Here is a 20,113-nt window from a genome sequence, read left to right on the forward strand (position 1 = left end):
TTAAGGGCGTGCGAGGAAGTTCAGCACCAGTTGGTTAAAAGCATCCGCATGTTCCCACTGTGCCCAGTGCCCGCAGTCGCGGTAGATGTGCAGCTCAGACCCGGCAATCCCGGAGAGCAGGCGCAGGCCGGCGTCCATCGGCACGAAGCGGTCGTTGCGTCCCCAGACAATCAGGGTCTGGGCTTTGATTTCACCCAGGCGCGGGCTGAAATCCGGAAACTGTTTCGGGTTGGCTTCAAGGCTGCGGACAAAGTTTTCCAGGTGATCGCGACGCGACAGCATGTTATTCAGACGCGCCTCAAACAGCGCCTCGGTCAGGTCGCTGGTGTCGAAGACAAAGATCTCCATCATCAGCTTCAGGTTCTCGATGGTCGGTTCGCAGTACAGCTGATTCAGGCGCTTGATGCCTTCGGTCGGCATCGGGGTAAACAGGCTCATGCCCCCCGTCCCGCCGCCCATCAGCACCAGCTTGCCCACACGCTCCGGCCAGCTCAGGGTGAACGCCACGGCACTGTGGCCCCCCATCGAGTTGCCCAGCAGATGGATTTTCTGAATATCCAACTGATCGACCACGCTTTTCAGGATGCGAGCATTGAGATCGGATCGCGAACCGCGGTTAACGATGCCATCGCTTTTGCCCCAGCCAGGACAATCCAGCAGGATCACCCGGTATCCAGCCTCCACCAGCGGCTCGATATTGCGGCTGAAGTTCGCCCAGCCCGTCGCACCCGGACCAGATCCATGCAACAGCACGACAGTCTCTTCGCCGTGCCCACAGTCATTGAAATGCACACGCAGCGTTTCGCCTGCTTCCTGCACCTGCAGAAAACGACTGGTTGCGGCTTCGGTTTGCGGTTGGTAAGTCATGATGTTCTCCTGCATATTCAGTTCTGTTTCAGTTCTGTGTGGTGGCGCTCAGGGAGCCGAATCCAGCGATCCACTCTGGGATCGGGCGGTAATAACGGCCTTCGCTGCGCCAGTTGCCAAAGGCAGAAATAGCGGCGAAGGCAGCAACCCAGGTTTTAACTTCGTGCGTTGATTTGCCCGCCATCGCGGACAGTTCTTCGTTACTGACCGCGTCCAGCTCCTGCAAACGCCCCTGTTCAAGCAGCGTCATAAAGCGGTTATCCCAGACAGGGTTAAGCGGATGCAGCGTGTTTTGATCGGCCACAAACTTCTCAGCAGCGCTGATCACCCGCTGCTGGCGCAGCTCGCGCTCGTTTTCAGGCAGTTGTTTGCCGCTGCCGAGCAGGCGGTCGCGCATATGGGCATCAGCCTTCGCCAGCTCCGGGACCGGCGGCTGATGCGACAGGCCGCCGGAGCCTAAAAACAGCACACGCTGATTCAGCGAGCTGGCGAATCGGCCAATCGCTTCACCGAGCATGCGGGTACGCTGAAAGCCCGGCAGCGGCGTGGCGACGCCGTTAATAAACACCGGCAGCACCGGCACGTTATCCAGACCGCCGAGCAAAAACTCCAGCGGCTGCGCGAAGCCGTGATCGACCTGCATGTTGTAGGACACGGCGAGATCGATGCCGCTTTTCATTACCGCGTGGGCGCAGGCTTCAGCGAGATCTGTCGGCACCGGCAGTTCCCCCGCCGCGCTACCGAAATCGCCGATCGCCGTAGCGCCTACGCCTAAACAGAACGGCGGCATCACGTCGTAGAAAAATCCGTTGTAGTGATCGGGGGCAAACAGCACCACCAGTTCAGGGTCGAACGCCGCAATACGTGCCCGGGCGCTGGCGATCACACCGTTAACCTCGTCGAGCACGGCCTGCGCCGGGTCGACGTAACCCACCAGCGGCGAGTGGGAAAGACAGTGAAGATAAGCGTGCATATCAGGCCACCTTTTCAGCGGGAATGTGGGCATTAACGCGGGTGAGCGTCATCACCGAAGCCAGTTTATTCAGGGTACTGCCCAGGGTTTGCGGAATGGCGATGGCGGCCACAAAGCGGTCCGGGCGTATCACCACCAGCGCGGCGTTGTGCTGGGCAAACCACGCGCGCAGGCGGTTTTGCGTATCGCCAATGCGGGTAACGCCGTCGTGGTTATCCTGATCGGTTTGTATCTGTGTATCCGGCACCACTTGGATAAACTGCGCCCCCAGCGCCTGCCACTGTTGGATCTGCGCCTCGCTCATGCCCCACAGCGGGTTACAGCCCCAACCGATCACCGCGAAATTCGGTCCGATGACGTTGTCGAGCAGCGTCACTTCACCTGATTCCAGCGTTACCTTCGGCTGGATAAACATCTTGCCAACGGGGGAGGTTTTCGCGTCGCCTTCACGCACCAGCGCCCCGGCGTGGTACTGCGGCATCGGCTTAAAGCGCATTTCAAGGAAGTAGCGTTTGACCGGCGGAATGTAGTTCAGCAGCCAGGAAACCCCGTCGCGCACCGCGCCGTGCCAGCGTTTCGGCGGCGCAAGTACGTTGCCTGCGGTCACCGAGAGATCGATCATCGCTTTGGCGTGGTCGCGGCGCTCCTGCTGGTAGGTATCCAACAGCGCATCACCGGCTTTGCCCTCAATCACCAGCGCCAGTTTCCACGCCAGATTGAAAGCATCGCGCATGCCACTGTTGTACCCCTGCCCCTGCCAGACCGGCATAATGTGCGCCGCATCGCCCGCCAGCAGCACGCGGTCAATGCGAAAACGTTCGGCCAGACGTGCGTTATGGGTATATACGCGCTGGCGGATCAGCTCGACGTTGTCCGGGTTCGGCAGCACTTTGCTCAAAAGCTGGCGCATATTCTGCGGTTCGCTGAGCTGCGCTTCGGTTTCCCCCGGCATCACCATAAATTCAAAGCGGCGCACCGCGTGCGGCAGCGCGGCGGAGACATACGGGCGCACCGGATCGCAGCACAGATACACATGCGGCGTGCTGAGCGGATCGTTAGCGATATCCACCACAATCCACTGATTCGGCGCGGTTTTGCCTTCAAATGGCACATTCAGCGAACGTCTGACGTTGCTGGCCCCACCGTCGCAGGCCACCAGCCACTGAGCTTTCACCGTTTCACGCTGGCCATCCGGCGCTTTCAGGTTCAACGTCACTTCACCATTTTGCTGGCTGAAGGCTTCCAGTTCTCGGGAGAACAGGCAGCGCACGTTGGGAAAACGCGACAGCCCTTCCAGCATCACCGCGTCCACCTGCGGCTGAATAAACGCGTTGCGGCGCGACCAGCCAAATTCGTCGGTCATCGGCTGGATATCAGCAAAACAGCGCCCTTTCGGGGTGAGAAAGCGCATCGCATGCCACGGCGTGGTGTGCGGCAGAACATTTTCGACCAGACCGACGGACTGCATGGTGCGCAGCGCTTCATCGTCAATGCCGATGGCGCGAGGATAGTCGATAAGGGTATCGAGCTTCTCCACCACCAGCACCTCAATGCCCATCTGGCCAAGATAGTTCGCCATCATCAGCCCTACCGGACCGGCTCCGGCAATCGCTACCTGCACGGTGTGCTGCACAGCGGGTTGGATATCTGGATTTATTGTTGTCATTTCAGAACCTCACTACTCGGACAAAATGCAATTGCAGACCCTGGTGAGGCGCAATTGTTTTTTTGTTAAAAGAATGTGAATAATTTTTTATTGTGCGGTCAGTATAGAAGTGAGTTTTTGCGCTACAATCAAAACATGCCTGGATGTGCACCAAGTGCACAACGTTGTTTTAACTGTAGATTTGTCAATAAATATGAAAAGTGACGACGGTACTGAATACAAAACCGTGCGCGGGTTAACACGCGGACTAATGTTATTAAATATGTTAAATCGTCTCGACGGCGGGGCCAGCGTTGGCCTGCTGGCAGAGCTGAGCGGCTTGCACCGCACCACGGTCAGGCGACTACTGGAAACCCTGCAGGATGAGGGTTACGTCCGGCGCAGTCTGTCCGATGACAGCTTTCGCTTAACCATTAAGGTCCGTCAGCTCAGTGAGGGATTTCGTGACGAGCAGTGGATTTCTGCGCTCGCCGCCCCGCTGTTGGGGGATTTGCTGCGCGAGGTCATCTGGCCGACCGACGTTTCCACGCTGGATGTGGACGCGATGGTGGTGCGTGAAACCACCCATCGCTTCAGCCGCCTGTCGTTTCATCGGGCGATGGTCGGGCGTCGTTTGCCGCTGCTGAAAACCGCATCCGGCCTGACCTGGCTGGCATTTAGCCCGGAGAATGAACGTCAGGAACTGATTGAAATGCTGGCTTCACGACCGGGAGATGAGTTCCAGTTGGCGCGCGAACCGCTGAAGCTCGACGCCATTTTGAGCCGTGCGCGAAAAGACGGTTTTGGCCAGAACTTTCGCGGTTGGGATCAGGAGGAGAAAATCGCCTCCATCGCCGTCCCCATTCGCAGTGAACAGCGGGTAATCGGCTGCCTGAATCTGGTGTATATGGCCAGCGCCATGACCATCGAACAGGCCGCGGAAAAACATCTTCCGGCCTTACAAAAGGTGGCGAAACAGATAGAAGATGGCGTTGAGTCGCAGGAGATTTTGGTTGCCGGGAGGTGAGATGGATCACAGTTAAGCGGATCATCTGATTAATAGCTGAGATAACTCACTCACCGACCGATATAACACTGTGGCGTCTTGCCCTAAATATATCTTCATCACATAGTGTGCATTCGTTTTCTGCCAGGAGGCTGCATGTTAAAGGTCATTGCCGAAGATTTCATCAAACCTGAGTATATTGAAACCGTTCTCCCTTGGTACCGTGAGCTAATATCGGCGACGAAGAAAGAGCCGCAATGCATTGCTTATGACCTCTATATTGATGAAAAAGATCCGGGGCATTTTATTTTTATCGAAGAATGGCCAAACCACGCGGCTCTCGATGAACATTGTGCCAGTGAGCATTTCCGGCGACTTGTGCCGTTAATCGATCAATACACGCGCCAGGAAGCACGTTACATACTGATGGATGACGTGGTAAATCCGACGGTCTCATCATAATTAAGAAACAGGATAGATAATGAAGAAAGTACTTGGATTACTATTAATTATGTTTTTAACAGGATGCTCCACACCAGGCAAACCAGCCTTTTACTACCCTTGGACGCAGTACAAAACGGGCATCGATATCCAGTTGCCGAAAGCCCCTAAATATAATGATGCTTTCCATGGGACTTTACGCCTCGACGACGATGGCGATTATGCGATGATAGTTATCTATAACGGCGGGAATGTCGTTAATCAGTTCGGCTATGTCACGAAAAGCAATCTTGATAACTGGATTGCACTTTATTCAAACTTCTTAAAATGGGATCCACAAAATTCGAGTGTAACAACAACGTTCACCATCCCAGATGCTGGCTCAACGTTTAACAAGGAATACGACGTTGAGTATCGTTTTGTTCAGGGCAAAAAAATCTTTGTCATTAACAAACACAGCTCCGGTACCTGGTTTATCGACTTCTCTGAGATATCGATGAATGAGGCAAATGTGCAGAAAGCGCTGGATGTCTATGAAGGATTGAGAGGCAAGCTTAAGTAGCCAGATGCTGACCCTGGTCTCTTGTAAAGAGGCCAGGATATTCTCAATAATAGAACTATGGTCAGCGAACAAGAGTTCTTATCCCTAATTATGAAGCCGGAGTCATATCAATAAAGAGGAGCGTCAACAGTCGCTCCTTCTTCTTTTCATATGCGCAACATCAATTTTAATTTTTTAATATTTTCATCATCCGGAACCTGGTGTATGTCAACACAGTAGCTCTCTTCATACTCTTCAATTATTTTTTGGGCCTCTCCTCTACGGTTTCGGCCATTCATCCATAACTCATCTCTGGCATCCTGACCTATTCTCATCATGTCATAAGAGCTAATATGTGGTGGTGAGCGTCCAAATATAGCAGTGACACCGTTTTTTTTGTAATTTTCTTGTGCCAGGGAATTACCTACCTCATTAACTGCCAAACCACACTTTAGTAACTTTTTAACTTTCGTTTCCTGACTATCACAACCCTGCAAAATAAACAAACCTGCTACAATGATCGCTATTTTATATATTTTCATCTTTCGCCCGAAAAATTCATATAAACTCATTACGAAGTGACCAACTCCGACAGTTATTTATGTCCTCATAATGAGGTAAGCATCAGACCTCGGCTTTGTCACTGAAGGGATAACTGTATCATCTGGAATACTTACAAAACAATTCAATATAATCAAAAGAATTCTTATACTGCTGCAAGTGGGATTCGAGTTGTCAAAGAAAGCTATTCTCAATTCACCCCATTCACACAGTACTAAACCGAAACCCCGCTTCAAAAAAGAGCAGGATTTCGGTTTTCATTCACTCTGAAGGGCTTCAGACCTTAAGCAGTTTCACCGTCTCGTCGATATCGATTTCATCTTCCGAGAAGATCAGCGTCGTGCCCTGGAAGGTGGTGATGGCCAGCTTTTTCAGCGTGCGCATTTCACCAGGCTTCACGTCTGATTTCGGTCGGATGCTGTTCATCAGCACACCAACGGACAGCACCGCATTTTCTTTGTCGATACGAGTCTCAGCAGGGACTTCTTCGCTGTAGACCAGGTAAGACTTGATCGCCGTGAGCTTCAGACGCTCACCGGCGATATAGATGTATTTGCTATCGGGTATGACTTTTACCGCGTAGGCAGATAAGCCTTTGTTGTTAGTGGTGGGCTCAAAGGTCACCGCCGCGTCTTTCTTGATCAGCTCAGGATTAGCAACCTTAATCACATGAAAATAGCGGTTGTCGCCGTTTTCATCTTTGATAAATCCAAAGCCTTTATCTTTAAACCACGTTGTGATTGTTCCGTTCATTGCTGTTTCCGCCTGATTAAACCTATTACTTGTAGAGTATACCTACTCAATTTGCGCGCAGTGTAAAACACAGGCCATGTCTTTGGCTACTCGTTACCCCAACGATTGAGGAACTCCGCGATATCATCGATACGCTGTGCGTCGACTCCAGCCTCGGTTGCCATCTCCTGCTGCGCTTCTTCGCTGATCTCTTCATTGTTCATCAAACGAGTGATCAACTGCTGGAAGTAGAGTGCCAGTGCGTCGCGTTCTGTATCGCTCACCGGCTTTGCAGCTTCAGTCGCGTATTCGTCGGCGATATCATAAAATTTTAGCGGAATGTCGTTGTTCATCGGGTGCTCCGGGGTAAATGCGTGTGCCAGCAGTTGCCTGCCGCGTCTGGTGTGAATGATAGCATTCTTATTTCATGGTTCGCGATATGTTTTATTGGCTGCAATACGTTGCATATATCAACACTATTTTCTGGAGCCGCTTCGTATTTAATAAATCTACTCTTATTTAAATGACGTTTTTTTTCAGTACGAGATAATGGCTGCGAATTAAATAAAGAGTCGCAAAGGAAATATTCAATTACTTTAATTCTAATTACATTATCGTTCTCTGCCATCTGCTATTGGCCCAATCTCATCGCTAGTCGCCCATTTGTCCACATTCATCTTCTGGGCAACACTCTACGATGACACCACTGACCCAACATGTGGAGCAAACACCATGAACATCACGCAAATCCGTAACGCCACTCAGCGCATCACCTTTGGCGGCGATTAGCCACGTTTTTGCGCCAGCCAGATGGTATGCCCGGCGCAGTGCGGATCTTCCATCACCATCTCTACCACCACAAAACCGTGCGCTGACAGCAATGCGCGGTATTCATTCGGCGCGAGGCTGGCGTGAAACAGCGACTCGCCCTCAAATTGCCCCATCGCGATACCGTTTTCCGTCCCGCTGGTAAACATCAGCGCGCTGCCGGGACGGCTGAGTCGGTCAAAAATCGGGAACATCTTTTGCTGATCCTGCTGAGTTAAATGGAAAAAGCTGTCCCAGGCGATCAGACCATCGAAAGTCTCGTTAAGTCCCAGCTCGCGCATATCCTGCTCCAGCCAGCGCTGTGCGGGAAAAGAGTGCCGGGCCCGCGCCAGCATCGCCGCAGAACCATCAATTCCCGTAAGCGGAAAGCCTTGCTGAATAAAATAACCAGCAATCGGCTGACCGTTGCCGCAGCCAATATCCACAATGCTGCCCTGTCCGCCCATCACGGTGATGAACTTATCCAGCCAGCTTTTCTCGAACAGTGCGCGTGAACGCTGGCTGGCAAAGGCCTCCGCATGACGTTGGTAGATGGACAGAATGTTGTTTGCCGCAGAGTCGCTCACGATGTCCTCACTTTTTTATGTTGTTAAGCATCACGACGATAAATCCTCCAGCACACGATCTGCAACCCTGGAATGCGCCTCGCAGAACCAATGCGCAAATACCCCAAAACCGTCCCGCTGTGGCATCATAGCGCGCAGATAACGTCATGACAGGGGTGATAAACGTGAAACCGGTAACGCTATACGATGTGGCAGACCATGCAGGAGTCTCTTACCAGACCGTCTCGCGCGTCGTGAATCAGGCCAGCCACGTTTCCGCAAAAACCCGACAGAAAGTTGAGGCCGCGATGGCGGAGCTCAATTACATCCCCAACCGTGTCGCACAGCAGCTGGCGGGCAAACAGACGCCGCTGATTGGCGTCGTGACGGCGAACCTTGCCCTGCACGCCCCCTCGCAAATCGTTGCCGCCATAAAATCCCGCGCCGACCAGTCCGGGGCCAGCGTGGTGATCGCCATGGTCGAACGTAGCGGCGTTGAGGCATGTAAAGCCGCAGTCCACAACCTGCTTTCTCAACGCGTAACCGGGCTTATCATCAACTACCCGCTGGATGAAGAAGACGCCATTGCCGTGGCTGCCGCCTGCGGTACGGTGCCGGTGCTGTTTCTCGATGTCTCAGATCAGACGCCAATTAACAGCGTGATTTTCTCCCATGACGACGGCGCACGTCTCGGCGTTGAACATCTGGTGCAGCATGGGCATCAGCGTATCGCCCTGCTGAGCGGGCCACACACTTCGGTTTCGGCAAGGCTTCGCCATGCGGGGTGGCATAAATATCTGGCACACTACCAGCTGCAACCCACCGCGGAGCTGGAAGGCGACTGGAGCGCGATGTCAGGTTTTCAGCAAACGCTGCATATGCTTAATGGTGGTAATCTCCCCACCGCCATGCTGGTCGCTAACGATCAAATGGCGCTGGGCGCGATGCGGGCAATCAGTGAGTTCGGTCTGCGGGTGGCGGTTGATATCTCGGTGATCGGCTACGATGACACCGAAGACAGCGCCTGCTACATCCCACCACTGACCACCATCAGGCAGGATTTTCCGTTACTGGGTGAAACCAGCGTCGACAGACTGCTGCAACTTCCCCGCGGGACCTCAAGCGTGGGCAACCAACTGCTGCCCGTAACCCTGGTTAAGCGCAATACGGTTCTGCCTCCCGATACGCAAACCCCCTCACCCCAGGTGCTGGCCGACTCACTGATCCAGCTAGCGCGGCAAGTTTCGCAGCTCACACCTAAATTGTGAACGCATAACAATTGTGTGAGTCAGTTCACTCATTGAGCGCCCCATCCTTTACAGTTGGGATCGCTTATTCGTATTTTGATTGAAATTGTGAGCGAATAACAAATTCAAACAGGATACCGTTATGAACCTGAACACAGATTCACTCTCCGCTGTACTGGCCCGCCGTGACTGGGAAAATCCCGGCGTCACGCAGCTCAACCGCCTGGAGGCGCACCCGCCGTTTTGTAGCTGGCGCTCAGCGGATGATGCGCGCATCAATCAGCGATCAACTCAGTTACGCTCGCTAAATGGCAAGTGGCAGTTCGCCTGGTTTTCCGCGCCTGAGGCCGTGCCGGAAAGCTGGCTGACGAGCGATCTGCCACAGGCTGATACTATCAACGTCCCCTCTAACTGGCAGATGGACGGTTACGACGCGCCAATTTATACCAACGTCACCTACCCGATCCCGGTTAACCCCCCGTACGTTCCAGCGCAGAATCCGACAGGATGTTACTCGCTCACATTTAATATCGAAGACGCGTGGTTAGATGAAGGTCAGACGCGCATTATTTTTGACGGGGTGAATTCCGCGTTTCATTTGTGGTGCAATGGTCGCTGGGTTGGCTACGGTCAGGACAGCCGCCTGCCGTCTGAATTCGATCTTAGCGATTATCTGCTGCCAGGCGAAAACCGCCTGGCTGTGATGGTGCTGCGCTGGAGCGACGGCAGTTATCTGGAAGACCAGGACATGTGGCGCATGAGCGGGATCTTTCGCGATGTATCTTTGCTGCATAAGCCCACTACGCAAATCCGCGACCTGCGCATTAACACCCGTTTTAACGACGATTTCAGCCGCGCCACGCTGGAAACAGAAGTCAGAGTGGCGGACAACGAGAGCGAAGATTTACGCGTCACCCTGCAATTGTGGGACGGTGAAACGCTCACTCACGAAACGACTTCCCCGCTCGGCAGCGAAATTATTGATGAACGCGGCGCTTATCATGATCGGGTTACCCTGCGTCTGAACGTCGAAAACCCGGCGCTGTGGAGTGCCGAAACGCCTAATCTGTACCGCGCTGTGGTCCAGTTACGTACCGCTGACGGAGTGCTGATTGAAGCGGAAGCCTGTGATGTCGGCTTTCGTCAGGTTCGTATTGAAAACGGCCTGCTGTTACTCAACGGTAAGCCGCTGTTGATTCGCGGCACCAACCGTCATGAGCACCATCCGGTCAACGGTCAGGTGATGGACGAGGCGACGATGGTGCAGGATATTCTGCTGATGAAGCAGAATAACTTTAACGCCGTGCGCTGCTCCCATTACCCGAACCATCCATTGTGGTACACCCTGTGCGATCGCTACGGCCTGTATGTGGTCGACGAAGCCAACATTGAAACCCATGGCATGGTGCCGATGAATCGCCTCACCGACGATCCCGCGTGGCTGCCAGCCATGAGCCAGCGCGTCACGCGCATGGTGCAACGCGATCGCAACCACCCGAGCATCATCATCTGGTCACTGGGCAATGAATCCGGGCATGGCGCCAACCATGACGCGCTCTACCGCTGGATAAAATCAGAAGATCCGTCCCGCCCGGTACAGTATGAAGGCGGCGGCGCAAATACCACGGCGACCGACATTATTTGCCCGATGTACGCCCGCGTCGATCAGGATCAGCCCTTCCCCGCGGTACCCAAATGGTCGATTAAAAAGTGGCTGTCGATGCCCGGCGAGCAGCGTCCGCTGATCCTCTGCGAATACGCCCACGCCATGGGCAACAGTTTTGGCGGCTTCGCCAAATACTGGCAAGCGTTCCGTCAATTTCCGCGCCTACAGGGCGGGTTTGTCTGGGACTGGGTAGATCAGTCGCTGATTAAATATGATGAGAACGGCAAGGCATGGTCTGCCTACGGTGGTGATTTTGGCGACACGCCTAACGATCGTCAGTTTTGCATGAACGGCCTGGTGTTCGCCGATCGCACCCCGCATCCGGCATTATACGAGGCCAAACATGTGCAGCAGTTTTTCCAGTTTACGCTGCTGCCGGGACCCAAACGGCAGATTGAAGTAACCAGCGAATATCTGTTCCGCCACAGCGATAACGAAGTTCTGCACTGGTCGATTGCCCAGGATGGCAACCCGCTGGCCGCCGGAGAAATCGTGCTGGATATCGCCCCACAGAGTCGCCAGGTGATTACCCTGCCAGATGTCCCGCTGCCGGAAACCGCCGGCCAGCTATGGCTAACGGTACGCGTAGAGCAACCTCAGGCCACCGCATGGTCAGATGCCGGGCACATTAGCGCCTGGCAGCAATGGAAGCTGGAAGAGAAACTCAGCCTGGCGCCACGGCCAATTGCCCGTACCGCACCACTGCTGAACGTGAGCGAAAACACCTTTACTGTTGAGGTAAACGACAAGCGCTGGCAATTCGACCGTCAGTCTGGCCTGCTGACACAGTACTGGATTGGCGACGCAGCTCAGCTGTTAACCCCGCTTACTGACCAGTTCACCCGCGCGCCGCTGGACAACGACATCGGCGTGAGCGAGTCAACCCGCATCGACCCTAACGCCTGGGTCGAACGCTGGAAAGCCGCCGGTCATTATCTGGTCGAAGCAACGTTACTGCACTGTGCTGCCGACACGCTAAGCCATGCGGTACTGATCGCCACCGAACATGCGTGGCAGTATCAGGGCGAAACGCTGTTCGTCAGCCGAAAAAGCTATCGCATTAACGGCAATGGTGAAATGCAGATAACGGTGGATGTCGACGTCGCCAGCGGCACGCCACATCCGGCCCGCATCGGCCTGAGCTGCCAGTTGGCGCAGGTCGCTGAGCGCGTGAACTGGTTAGGTCTCGGCCCACATGAGAACTACCCGGACCGCCTGAGCGCCGCCTGTTTTGATCGTTGGGATTTGTCGCTTGATGAGATGTACACCCCGTATGTTTTCCCTGGCGAAAACGGTCTGCGCTGCAACACGCGTGAGCTACGCTACGGCGCGCATCAATGGCGAGGGGACTTCCTGTTCAACATCAGCCGCTTTAGCCAGAAGCAACTGATGGAAACCAGCCACCGCCATCTGCTGCAACCGGAGGCAGGTACCTGGGTCAATATTGATGGCTTCCATATGGGCGTGGGCGGTGACGACTCCTGGAGTCCTTCCGTTTCACCAGAGTTCCTGCTGAGTGCCGGACGCTACCACTACCAGCTGGTCTGGGGTCAAAAATAATAATAATCGGGCAGGTTCCCCCCTGCCCGCATTCATCGTAAGGAAGTCCATTATGTATTATTTGAAAAACACTAACTTTTGGATGTTCGGCTTCTTCTTTTTCTTTTACTTTTTCATTATGGGTGCCTATTTCCCCTTCTTCCCTATCTGGTTACACGATGTAAACCATATTAGTAAAGGTGACACCGGGATCATTTTCGCCTGTATTTCACTATTTTCGTTATTATTCCAGCCTGTTTTCGGACTGCTTTCCGATAAGCTTGGCCTGCGTAAACACCTGCTGTGGGTAATTACCGGAATGCTGGTAATGTTTGCCCCATTCTTTATTTACGTCTTTGGCCCGTTATTACAGGTTAATATTTTACTGGGTTCGATTGTCGGCGGGATTTACCTTGGCTTTATCTACAATGCCGGCGCCCCGGCGATTGAAGCCTATATTGAAAAAGCCAGCCGCCGAAGCAATTTTGAATTTGGTCGCGCGCGCATGTTTGGCTGCGTAGGCTGGGCGCTGTGCGCCTCGATTGCCGGGATTATGTTCACCATCAATAACCAGTTTGTCTTCTGGTTAGGTTCAGGCTGTGCGGTCATTCTGGCATTGCTGCTGCTCTTTTCAAAAACAGATGTCCCCTCTTCTGCAAAAGTTGCGGATGCGGTAGGCGCCAACAACTCAGCATTCAGTCTGAAGCTGGCGCTGGAGTTATTTAAACAACCGAAACTCTGGTTCCTCTCCCTGTACGTGGTCGGCGTTTCCTGTACGTATGATGTGTTTGACCAGCAGTTCGCCAACTTCTTTACCTCGTTCTTTGCCACCGGCGAACAGGGTACCCGTGTGTTTGGCTACGTCACGACCATGGGAGAATTACTTAATGCCTCTATCATGTTCTTTGCGCCGCTGATTGTGAACCGCATTGGCGGAAAGAACGCCCTACTGCTGGCCGGTACGATAATGTCGGTGCGGATCATCGGCTCCTCCTTCGCCACCTCTGCGCTGGAGGTCGTCATTCTCAAAACGCTGCATATGTTTGAAATACCGTTCCTGATCGTCGGTTGCTTCAAATACATCACCAGTCAGTTTGAAGTGCGCTTCTCGGCCACAATTTACCTGGTGTGCTTCTGTTTCTTCAAACAGTTAGCAATGATTTTCATGTCAGTTCTGGCCGGAAAAATGTATGAGAGCATTGGTTTCCAGGGGGCGTATCTGGTGCTTGGGATAATTGCGCTGAGCTTCACGTTGATTTCCGTATTTACCCTAAGTGGACCGGGGCCGTTTTCTCTGCTGCGTCGTCGCGAAAGCGTCACGCTGTAAAAGCCTCTTTGCCGGATACACCACTCACGTGGTTTATCCGGCCTTCGATGTGCCATCCTCACACGATGAGTCCTGACCTGGTGGTTTAAGTTCCGAGGACAACACGCCGCTTTTTTATCGTTATGGTAAAACGGGGCGAGAAGCCAGGTCATAGCATGAGCAAAAAGACGGTTGCGGTAACAACGCTCTTTATCAGCGTATTACTTACAGGATGTGGCAGCATTGATGCGCGCACGGCAGGCGAGGATTCAGATACGTATTACGTGGGAATGCGCCATGATATTGATAAACTAAAAAACCCGGGCGCTTACGATTATAACTATTTCGATTTAGCGCTGTTATTTGTTGATGTGCCGTTATCGTTCGTGGCCGATACGGTTTATGCGCCGTTTGATTACTATCACGGGCCGTATAAGAAAGTTGATTAACACGTAGGCCCGGTAAGCATTGCGCCACCGGGCATCACACGACGTTACTCCTCGATCGCCTGACGGATTTGCTGCAACGATGCGGGATCGTCAATGGTCGTCAGATCGCCAGGATCGCGGCCTTCGCAGATCGCCTGAATCGTCCGTCTGAGCATTTTGCCGGAGCGTGTTTTCGGCAGTTGCGACACAAACCAGACGTGCGCCGGACGACCAAAATTACCAATTTGACTATCCACCAGCGCCATAATCGCCTTCTCTTCCGAATGGGCAATGTCGCTGTCTTCCAGACTGTCGCTCTGTTTTGGAATAACAAACGCGACCGCCACCTGCCCTTTCAGCGCATCCTTCACGCCAACTACCGCCACCTCGGCGACGTTTGGATAGCTGGAAATACTCTCCTCTATCTCGCGCGTCCCCAGCCGGTGTCCGGCCACGTTGATCACGTCATCCGTACGGCCCAGAATGAAGTAATAGCCATCGGCATCGCGAATGCCCCAGTCAAAGGTGGCGTACACCTGGCGGGAAAACAGCGACCAGTAGGTATTCACAAACCGCGCGTCATCCCCCCAGATAGTCTGAATACAGCCCGGCGGCAGCGGCCCTTCAATCACCAGCATCCCCTTCTCGTTCGCCGCACAAGGTTCACCGGTCACCTCATTGAGCAACTGCACGTTATAGCCGTACATCGGCACGCCAGGACTGCCCAGCCGCGACGGTCGGTCGTCCAGCCCGCGGGCGATAGCCATAATCGGCCAGCCGGATTCAGTCTGCCAGTAGTTGTCGATAACCGGGACGCCCAGCGTTTCCGTTACCCAACTGGCGGTCGGTTCATCCAGCGGCTCACCCGCCAGATACAGCACCTCCAGCGAGGAGAGATCGTGATTGCGGATTTGCGCGGTCGGGAATTTTTTCAGCACGCGGATGGCGGTCGGGGCCGAGAACATCCGGCTGACCTGATACTTCTCAACAATTTTCCACCATACGCCGCAGTCCGGATACGTTGGCAGCCCTTCGTAAACCACCGTCGCCATCCCCGCCAGCAGCGGGGCATACACGATATAGGAATGCCCAACCACCCAGCCGATATCCGACGCGCAGAAGAAGACGCCGCCCGCTTTGCCGCCGAAAATGGTGTCCATCGAGGTCGCCAGCGCGACCGCATAGCCACCAACATCGCGCTGGACGCCTTTCGGTTTACCGGTTGTCCCGGAGGTGTAGAGAATGCAGGACGTTTCGTTCGACTCCAGCCAGACAACCGGCACCCGTGCGCCGAGATGCTGTTGGCGTAGCGCGGCAAAGTCGAGGTCACGCCCCTCCACCCGCGCCATTTTCGCCAGACCGCGGTCGACCAGCACCACATGACGCGGCTGATGCTGAGCCTGATCGATCGCATCATCGAGTAGCTTTTTATAGGGCAGGATCTTGCCGCCGCGCGCCCCGGCATCCGCCGAAACGATAACCACTGGTCGGGCGTCGTCGATGCGCGCCGCCACGCTGTGCGAAGCAAAACCACCGAACACCACCGAATGGATCGCCCCAATGCGTGCGCAGGCCAGCAGCGTAATGTGCGCTTCGGCGATCATCGGCATATAAACCAGTACCCGATCCCCGCGCTGTACGCCGAGCGACAACAGCATCGCTGCCACAACATTCACTTCGTCATACAGCTGACGAAAGGTAAACGTGCGTTCTTCTTCGGTTTCTGATGACACAGCAATCAGCGCCAGCGCCTCGGGCTGTTTCTCCAGCCAGCGGTCGATGGCGTTATGGCACAGATTGGTCGTCCCGCCGCAAAACCAGCGGGCAAACGGCGGATTGCTATGGTCCAGTATCTGCGTATACGGCTGCTGCCAGTCAATACGCTGGGCCTGCTCGGCCCAGAACGACTCCGGCTGCGTAATAGAACGTTGATAAAACTCGCTATAAGACATAATGCTCTCCTGTTGAACTTACGCCTGATGAGTCGGGTTTCAGATAACAAACAAATCCATATACTCATTGACCGGCATCTGCTCCAGGCGAGTTCTGTCCAGGGAGACATCCAGAATGCGCTGCTGCTGACGGGTCGGGAACTGACGCGCCAGGTTGATTTTGAACTTCTCGACCAGCTTCGGCATCCCGTCGTTACGACGGCGCGCGTGGCCGATTGGGTACTCCACCACCACTTCTTCAAAACGTGAGCCGTCGGTGAATTCCAGGGTGATGGCATTCGCGATGGCGCGTTTTTCAGGATCGTGGTAATCGGCTGTAAAGGCCGGATCTTCAAAGCAGTTGATCTTCTCGCGCAGGGCATCAATGCGTTTGTCCTGCGCCACGCCGTCTTCATAATCTGCCGCGGTTAAGCGCCCGAACAGCAGCGGAATGGCGACCATATACTGGATGCAGTGATCGCGATCCGCCGGGTTATTCAGCGGGCCTTTTTTATCGATGATGCGGATACAGGCTTCGTGCGTACGAATGGTCACTTTTTCGATATCCGCCGCCGTTTTCCCTGCAGCCTGTAGCTGCTCGTACAGCGTCATCGCCGCCTCTACCGCAGTCTGCGAGTGGAACTCGGCCGGGAAGGAGATTTTAAACAGCACGTTTTCCATCACATAAGAGCCGTACGGGCGCTGGAAGCGGAACGATTCGCCTTTGAAAGAGACGTCATAAAAGCCCCAGGTTTTCGCCGTCAGCGCAGACGGATACCCCATCTCACCGGTTTTCGCCATCAGTGCCAGACGTACCGCGCGCGAAGTTGCATCGCCAGCTGCCCAGGATTTACGCGTGCCGGTATTTGGCGCATGGCGATAGGTACGCAGCGACTGCCCGTCAACCCACGCCAGCGATACGGCGTTGAGAATTTCATCCCGGTTCAGGCCAAGCATCTCGGCGACCACCGCCGTGGAGGCCACTTTGACCAGCAGGACGTGATCGAGACCGACGCGGTTAAAAGAGTTTTCCAGCGCGATACAGCCCTGAATTTCATGGGCTTTAATCATTCCGGTGAGCACTTTTTTCATGGTTAACGGCGCTTTCCCCACCGCTACCGCATTGCGTGACAGCCAGTCAGCCGTAGCCAGAATGCCGCCGAGGTTATCGGAAGGATGCCCCCATTCCGCGGCCAGCCAGGTATCGTTAAAGTCCAGCCAGCGGATCATCGCGCCGATGTTAAACGCCGCCTGCACCGGATCGAGCTGGAACTGGGTGCCCGGAACGCGCACGCCGTTCGGCACCACAGTCCCTGGGACTACCGGCCCCAGCAGTTTTTTACAGGCCGGATATTCCAGCGCTTCCAGGCCGCAGCCTAAGGTATCAAGCAGGCAAAAATGCGCGGTGTCATACGCTACCGTCGAAGTGATCTCGTAATTCATGACGTAATCAACAATATCAACGATTTCACGGTCAAATTCCGGGCGGACGTTCGAAATATGTGCAGACATAACAAGGGTTCCTGTTTTTATATTTAGAGGTTTTGCATTAGCAACGCTGATCTATCGCGACAAAGACACGATCTTCCGGGCCGGTGTAATTGGCGGAAGGACGGATAATTTTGTTGTCCTGGCGCTGTTCAATGATGTGCGCCGCCCAGCCGGTGACGCGGGCGATGACAAACAGCGGTGTGAACATTTCAGTCGGGACGCCCATCATGTTGTAGGAGACTGCCGAGAACCAGTCGAGGTTGGGGAACATCTTTTTCGTTTCCCACATCACGTCTTCCAGACGGTCGGCGATGTTGTACATTTTCAGCGAACCGCCTTCCTGAGAAAGCTGTTTCGCCACGCGCTTTATCACCTGATGACGGGGGTCGGCGATGGTGTAAACCGGATGACCAAAGCCAATCACCACTTCTTTGTTTTCAACGCGTTTACGGATATCCGCTTCCGCTTCGTCTGGCGTTTCGTAGCGCTGTTGGATCTCCAGCGATACTTCATTCGCCCCGCCGTGTTTCGGACCACGCAATGCGCCAATCGCGCCGATAATCGCGGAATACATATCGGATCCGGTCCCTGCAATCACGCGGCTGGTGAAGGTGGAGGCGTTGAATTCGTGTTCGGCGTACAGCACCAGCGAAATATGCATCGCTTTTTCCCAGCTTCGCGACGGCTTTTCGCCATGCAGCAGATGCAGGAAGTGGCCGCCAATGGAATCATCGTCAGTTTCAGGCTGAATACGCTCGCCGTTATGGCTGTAGTGATACCAGTACAGGAGAATAGAACTGAGCGATGCCAGCAGCTTGTCGGCAATATCGCGTGCACCGGAGACGGTGTGCCCTTCTTTTTCCGGCAACGTACAGCCCAGCGCGGAGACGCCGGTGCGCATCACGTCCATCGGGTGCGAGGCAGCAGGCAGCGCTTCCAGGACGGTACGCACGTTTGCGGGCAGCCCGCGCAGCGCTTTTAATTTGCTTTTATAGGCGGTGAGCTCATCACGGGTGGGCAATTTCCCGTGGATCAGCAGGTGCGCGACTTCTTCAAATTCGCACTGCTGCGCCAGGTCGAGAATATCGTAGCCGCGATAGTGCAGGTCGTTACCGCTTTTGCCTACGGTACACAGCGCGGTATTTCCGGCGGCGACGCCTGATAGCGCAACCGATTTTTTAGGTTTAATGACATGGGTACTATTTTGCAGGATCGTTGTGTCGCTCATGTTGTCCTCGTCATTTTTATAATATGTAGGGTACAAATTTATTGCCGGATGGCGGCTACGACGGTTACTTCTTGGTATACAACGCGTCGAGTTTCTCTTCGAACTGGTAGTAATTGATGCTTTCGTACAGCTCGTTGCGCGTCTGCATAATGTCGATAACGCTCTTTTGCGTTCCTTCCTGGCGCAGCACGTTGTAAACCTTTTCCGCAGCGCGGTTCATGGCGCGGAAGGCCGAGAGTGGATACAGCGCCATCGCGACGTTCGCGCTGCGCAGTTCATCAGTGGTGAACAGTGGCGTAGCGCCAAATTCGGTAATGTTGGCGAGGATCGGCACCTGTACCGCATCGGCAAACTGACGGTACATGGCAAGCTCGGTAATGGCTTCCGGGAACAACATATCCGCGCCTGCTTCGACGTACGCCTGGGCACGTTCGATGGCGGCCTCTAACCCTTCCACCGCCAAGGCATCGGTTCGCGCCATGATCACAAAGTTGGGATCGGTACGCGCATCCACGGCGGCGCGGATCCTGTCAACCATCTCTTCTTTCGAGACGATCGCCTTGTTCGGGCGATGACCGCAGCGTTTGGCGCCGATCTGATCTTCAATATGCAGCGCGGCGGCACCGGCTTTGGAAATCGACTTCACGGTCCGCGCCACGTTGAAAGCTGACGATCCAAAACCGATATCCGCATCCACCAGCAATGGCAGCGGGCAAACATCAGTAATGCGGCGAATATCGGTTAGCACATCATCAAGGGTAGAAATACCGAGATCCGGCAGACCCAGAGACCCAGCCGCGACGCCGCCGCCGGAGAGATAAATCGCCTGATATCCGGCGCGTTGGGCCAGCAGAGCGTGGTTGGCGTTGATGGTGCCAACGATTTGTAATGGGTTTTCTTTGCTGAGCGCGGCGCGAAACGCCTGCCCTGGGGAGTGTAGAGACATATCCCGTCCTTTGTTATCAACTTGTTATCATTCGTTGATTTATTTAAAGCAAGGGGTATGCCAAAGACTTTAATTTTTAATTATTTTATATATTTACCTTTAAAAACAATATATTAAATTAAATCTTTGTATCTTTGTTGCACAAAAGCGTGTCAGCTATCGTTTCATGAAACGTTCCTTCACGTTTCATTG

The 20,113-nt window shown here is 54.2% G+C and carries 19 protein-coding genes; 8 read left to right on the top strand and 11 right to left on the bottom strand.

Going from position 1 to position 20,113, the window contains the following annotated elements:
- From mhpC to HVZ39_RS19425, 3 genes are read right to left on the bottom strand one after another with little or no spacing between them, the layout of a single operon-like run.
- Positions 1–867: a 2-hydroxy-6-oxonona-2,4-dienedioate hydrolase gene (gene mhpC, locus HVZ39_RS19415; protein WP_181632854.1), complete on the bottom strand. Its 867-nt coding sequence runs from the start codon at positions 865–867 to the stop codon at positions 1–3.
- 28 nt (positions 868–895) lie between these two features.
- On the bottom strand, positions 896–1,840 hold the full coding sequence (gene mhpB, locus HVZ39_RS19420; RefSeq protein WP_016151972.1) for a 2,3-dihydroxyphenylpropionate/2,3-dihydroxicinnamic acid 1,2-dioxygenase: 945 nt from the start codon (positions 1,838–1,840) through the stop codon (positions 896–898).
- Position 1,841: 1 nt separating this feature from the next.
- Positions 1,842–3,506, bottom strand: coding sequence for a bifunctional 3-(3-hydroxy-phenyl)propionate/3-hydroxycinnamic acid hydroxylase (locus HVZ39_RS19425; protein WP_049282020.1), 1,665 nt, complete (start codon positions 3,504–3,506; stop codon positions 1,842–1,844).
- Between the two features lie 193 nt (positions 3,507–3,699).
- Here HVZ39_RS19425 and HVZ39_RS19430 point away from each other — a divergent pair, with 193 nt between their 5' ends.
- The 3 genes from HVZ39_RS19430 (at position 3,700) to HVZ39_RS19440 (ending at position 5,494) form a co-directional block, all read left to right on the top strand.
- A complete protein-coding gene (locus tag HVZ39_RS19430) occupies positions 3,700–4,512 on the top strand; it encodes a DNA-binding transcriptional regulator (RefSeq protein ID WP_046275638.1) in 813 nt (270 codons plus the stop codon).
- A gap of 135 nt (positions 4,513–4,647) precedes the next feature.
- Positions 4,648–4,953: a putative quinol monooxygenase gene (locus HVZ39_RS19435; protein ID WP_101700596.1), complete on the top strand. Its 306-nt coding sequence runs from the start codon at positions 4,648–4,650 to the stop codon at positions 4,951–4,953.
- A 19-nt stretch (positions 4,954–4,972) separates the two neighbouring features.
- Positions 4,973–5,494: a hypothetical protein gene (locus HVZ39_RS19440; protein WP_181632855.1), complete on the top strand. Its 522-nt coding sequence runs from the start codon at positions 4,973–4,975 to the stop codon at positions 5,492–5,494.
- A 146-nt stretch (positions 5,495–5,640) separates the two neighbouring features.
- Here HVZ39_RS19440 and HVZ39_RS19445 read toward each other — a convergent pair whose 3' ends face one another.
- From HVZ39_RS19445 to HVZ39_RS19455, 3 genes are all read right to left on the bottom strand, one after another.
- On the bottom strand, positions 5,641–6,015 hold the full coding sequence (locus tag HVZ39_RS19445) for a hypothetical protein (RefSeq protein ID WP_202633421.1): 375 nt from the start codon (positions 6,013–6,015) through the stop codon (positions 5,641–5,643).
- 295 nt (positions 6,016–6,310) lie between these two features.
- The gene (locus tag HVZ39_RS19450) at positions 6,311–6,787 is read right to left on the bottom strand and encodes a cold shock domain-containing protein (RefSeq protein WP_016151966.1); all 477 of its coding nucleotides are present in this window, start codon (positions 6,785–6,787) and stop codon (positions 6,311–6,313) included.
- An 86-nt stretch (positions 6,788–6,873) separates the two neighbouring features.
- Entirely contained in the window at positions 6,874–7,119 is a 246-nt protein-coding gene (locus tag HVZ39_RS19455; protein WP_019076120.1) for a DUF2543 family protein, read from the bottom strand.
- Between the two features lie 310 nt (positions 7,120–7,429).
- On the opposite strand from HVZ39_RS19455, the gene HVZ39_RS26785 reads away from it, so the two are divergent.
- On the top strand, positions 7,430–7,555 hold the full coding sequence (locus HVZ39_RS26785) for a hypothetical protein (RefSeq protein ID WP_256434452.1): 126 nt from the start codon (positions 7,430–7,432) through the stop codon (positions 7,553–7,555).
- Here the strand turns inward: HVZ39_RS26785 and HVZ39_RS19460 are convergent.
- Entirely contained in the window at positions 7,552–8,160 is a 609-nt protein-coding gene (locus tag HVZ39_RS19460; RefSeq protein WP_181632856.1) for a class I SAM-dependent methyltransferase, read from the bottom strand. The two genes, HVZ39_RS26785 and HVZ39_RS19460, sit on opposite strands and share 4 nt — an antisense overlap.
- 164 nt (positions 8,161–8,324) lie before the next feature.
- Here HVZ39_RS19460 and HVZ39_RS19465 point away from each other — a divergent pair, with 164 nt between their 5' ends.
- The 4 genes from HVZ39_RS19465 to HVZ39_RS19480 all read left to right on the top strand — a co-directional run bounded on the left by HVZ39_RS19465 (position 8,325) and on the right by HVZ39_RS19480 (position 14,346).
- A complete protein-coding gene (locus tag HVZ39_RS19465) occupies positions 8,325–9,407 on the top strand; it encodes a LacI family DNA-binding transcriptional regulator (protein ID WP_016155802.1) in 1,083 nt (360 codons plus the stop codon).
- Between the two features lie 121 nt (positions 9,408–9,528).
- Positions 9,529–12,612, top strand: coding sequence for a beta-galactosidase (locus HVZ39_RS19470; RefSeq protein WP_181632857.1), 3,084 nt, complete (start codon positions 9,529–9,531; stop codon positions 12,610–12,612).
- Positions 12,613–12,664: 52 nt separating this feature from the next.
- A complete protein-coding gene (locus HVZ39_RS19475; RefSeq protein ID WP_046275623.1) occupies positions 12,665–13,918 on the top strand; it encodes an MFS transporter in 1,254 nt (417 codons plus the stop codon).
- Between the two features lie 155 nt (positions 13,919–14,073).
- Positions 14,074–14,346, top strand: coding sequence for a YceK/YidQ family lipoprotein (locus HVZ39_RS19480; RefSeq protein ID WP_016151950.1), 273 nt, complete (start codon positions 14,074–14,076; stop codon positions 14,344–14,346).
- Positions 14,347–14,390: 44 nt separating this feature from the next.
- Here the strand turns inward: HVZ39_RS19480 and prpE are convergent, their stop codons facing one another.
- The 4 genes from prpE to prpB all read right to left on the bottom strand — a co-directional run bounded on the left by prpE (position 14,391) and on the right by prpB (position 19,921).
- Positions 14,391–16,277, bottom strand: coding sequence for a propionate--CoA ligase (gene prpE, locus HVZ39_RS19485; protein WP_016151949.1), 1,887 nt, complete (start codon positions 16,275–16,277; stop codon positions 14,391–14,393).
- Between the two features lie 39 nt (positions 16,278–16,316).
- The gene (locus HVZ39_RS19490) at positions 16,317–17,768 is read right to left on the bottom strand and encodes a bifunctional 2-methylcitrate dehydratase/aconitate hydratase (RefSeq protein WP_181632858.1); all 1,452 of its coding nucleotides are present in this window, start codon (positions 17,766–17,768) and stop codon (positions 16,317–16,319) included.
- A 37-nt stretch (positions 17,769–17,805) separates the two neighbouring features.
- Complete coding sequence (prpC, locus tag HVZ39_RS19495; RefSeq protein ID WP_016151947.1) at positions 17,806–18,975, bottom strand: 2-methylcitrate synthase; 1,170 nt, start codon at positions 18,973–18,975, stop codon at positions 17,806–17,808.
- Between the two features lie 64 nt (positions 18,976–19,039).
- The gene (gene prpB, locus HVZ39_RS19500; RefSeq protein WP_016155797.1) at positions 19,040–19,921 is read right to left on the bottom strand and encodes a methylisocitrate lyase; all 882 of its coding nucleotides are present in this window, start codon (positions 19,919–19,921) and stop codon (positions 19,040–19,042) included.
- Positions 19,922–20,113: the final 192 nt, after the last annotated feature.

The sequence above is a fragment of the Citrobacter sp. RHB35-C21 genome, from assembly GCF_013816515.1.
GTDB lineage: Bacteria > Pseudomonadota > Gammaproteobacteria > Enterobacterales > Enterobacteriaceae > Citrobacter > Citrobacter braakii.

Coding starts and splice junctions, on each gene's coding strand:
- mhpC (WP_181632854.1), bottom strand. CDS start 867: ATGACTTACCAACCGCAAACCGAAGCCGCAACCAGTCGTTTTCTGCAG.
- mhpB (WP_016151972.1), bottom strand. CDS start 1,840: ATGCACGCTTATCTTCACTGTCTTTCCCACTCGCCGCTGGTGGGTTAC.
- HVZ39_RS19425 (WP_049282020.1), bottom strand. CDS start 3,506: ATGACAACAATAAATCCAGATATCCAACCCGCTGTGCAGCACACCGTG.
- HVZ39_RS19430 (WP_046275638.1), top strand. CDS start 3,700: ATGAAAAGTGACGACGGTACTGAATACAAAACCGTGCGCGGGTTAACA.
- HVZ39_RS19435 (WP_101700596.1), top strand. CDS start 4,648: ATGTTAAAGGTCATTGCCGAAGATTTCATCAAACCTGAGTATATTGAA.
- HVZ39_RS19440 (WP_181632855.1), top strand. CDS start 4,973: ATGAAGAAAGTACTTGGATTACTATTAATTATGTTTTTAACAGGATGC.
- HVZ39_RS19445 (WP_202633421.1), bottom strand. CDS start 6,015: ATGAAAATATATAAAATAGCGATCATTGTAGCAGGTTTGTTTATTTTG.
- HVZ39_RS19450 (WP_016151966.1), bottom strand. CDS start 6,787: ATGAACGGAACAATCACAACGTGGTTTAAAGATAAAGGCTTTGGATTT.
- HVZ39_RS19455 (WP_019076120.1), bottom strand. CDS start 7,119: ATGAACAACGACATTCCGCTAAAATTTTATGATATCGCCGACGAATAC.
- HVZ39_RS19470 (WP_181632857.1), top strand. CDS start 9,529: ATGAACCTGAACACAGATTCACTCTCCGCTGTACTGGCCCGCCGTGAC.
- HVZ39_RS19475 (WP_046275623.1), top strand. CDS start 12,665: ATGTATTATTTGAAAAACACTAACTTTTGGATGTTCGGCTTCTTCTTT.
- HVZ39_RS19480 (WP_016151950.1), top strand. CDS start 14,074: ATGAGCAAAAAGACGGTTGCGGTAACAACGCTCTTTATCAGCGTATTA.
- prpE (WP_016151949.1), bottom strand. CDS start 16,277: ATGTCTTATAGCGAGTTTTATCAACGTTCTATTACGCAGCCGGAGTCG.
- HVZ39_RS19490 (WP_181632858.1), bottom strand. CDS start 17,768: ATGTCTGCACATATTTCGAACGTCCGCCCGGAATTTGACCGTGAAATC.
- prpC (WP_016151947.1), bottom strand. CDS start 18,975: ATGAGCGACACAACGATCCTGCAAAATAGTACCCATGTCATTAAACCT.
- prpB (WP_016155797.1), bottom strand. CDS start 19,921: ATGTCTCTACACTCCCCAGGGCAGGCGTTTCGCGCCGCGCTCAGCAAA.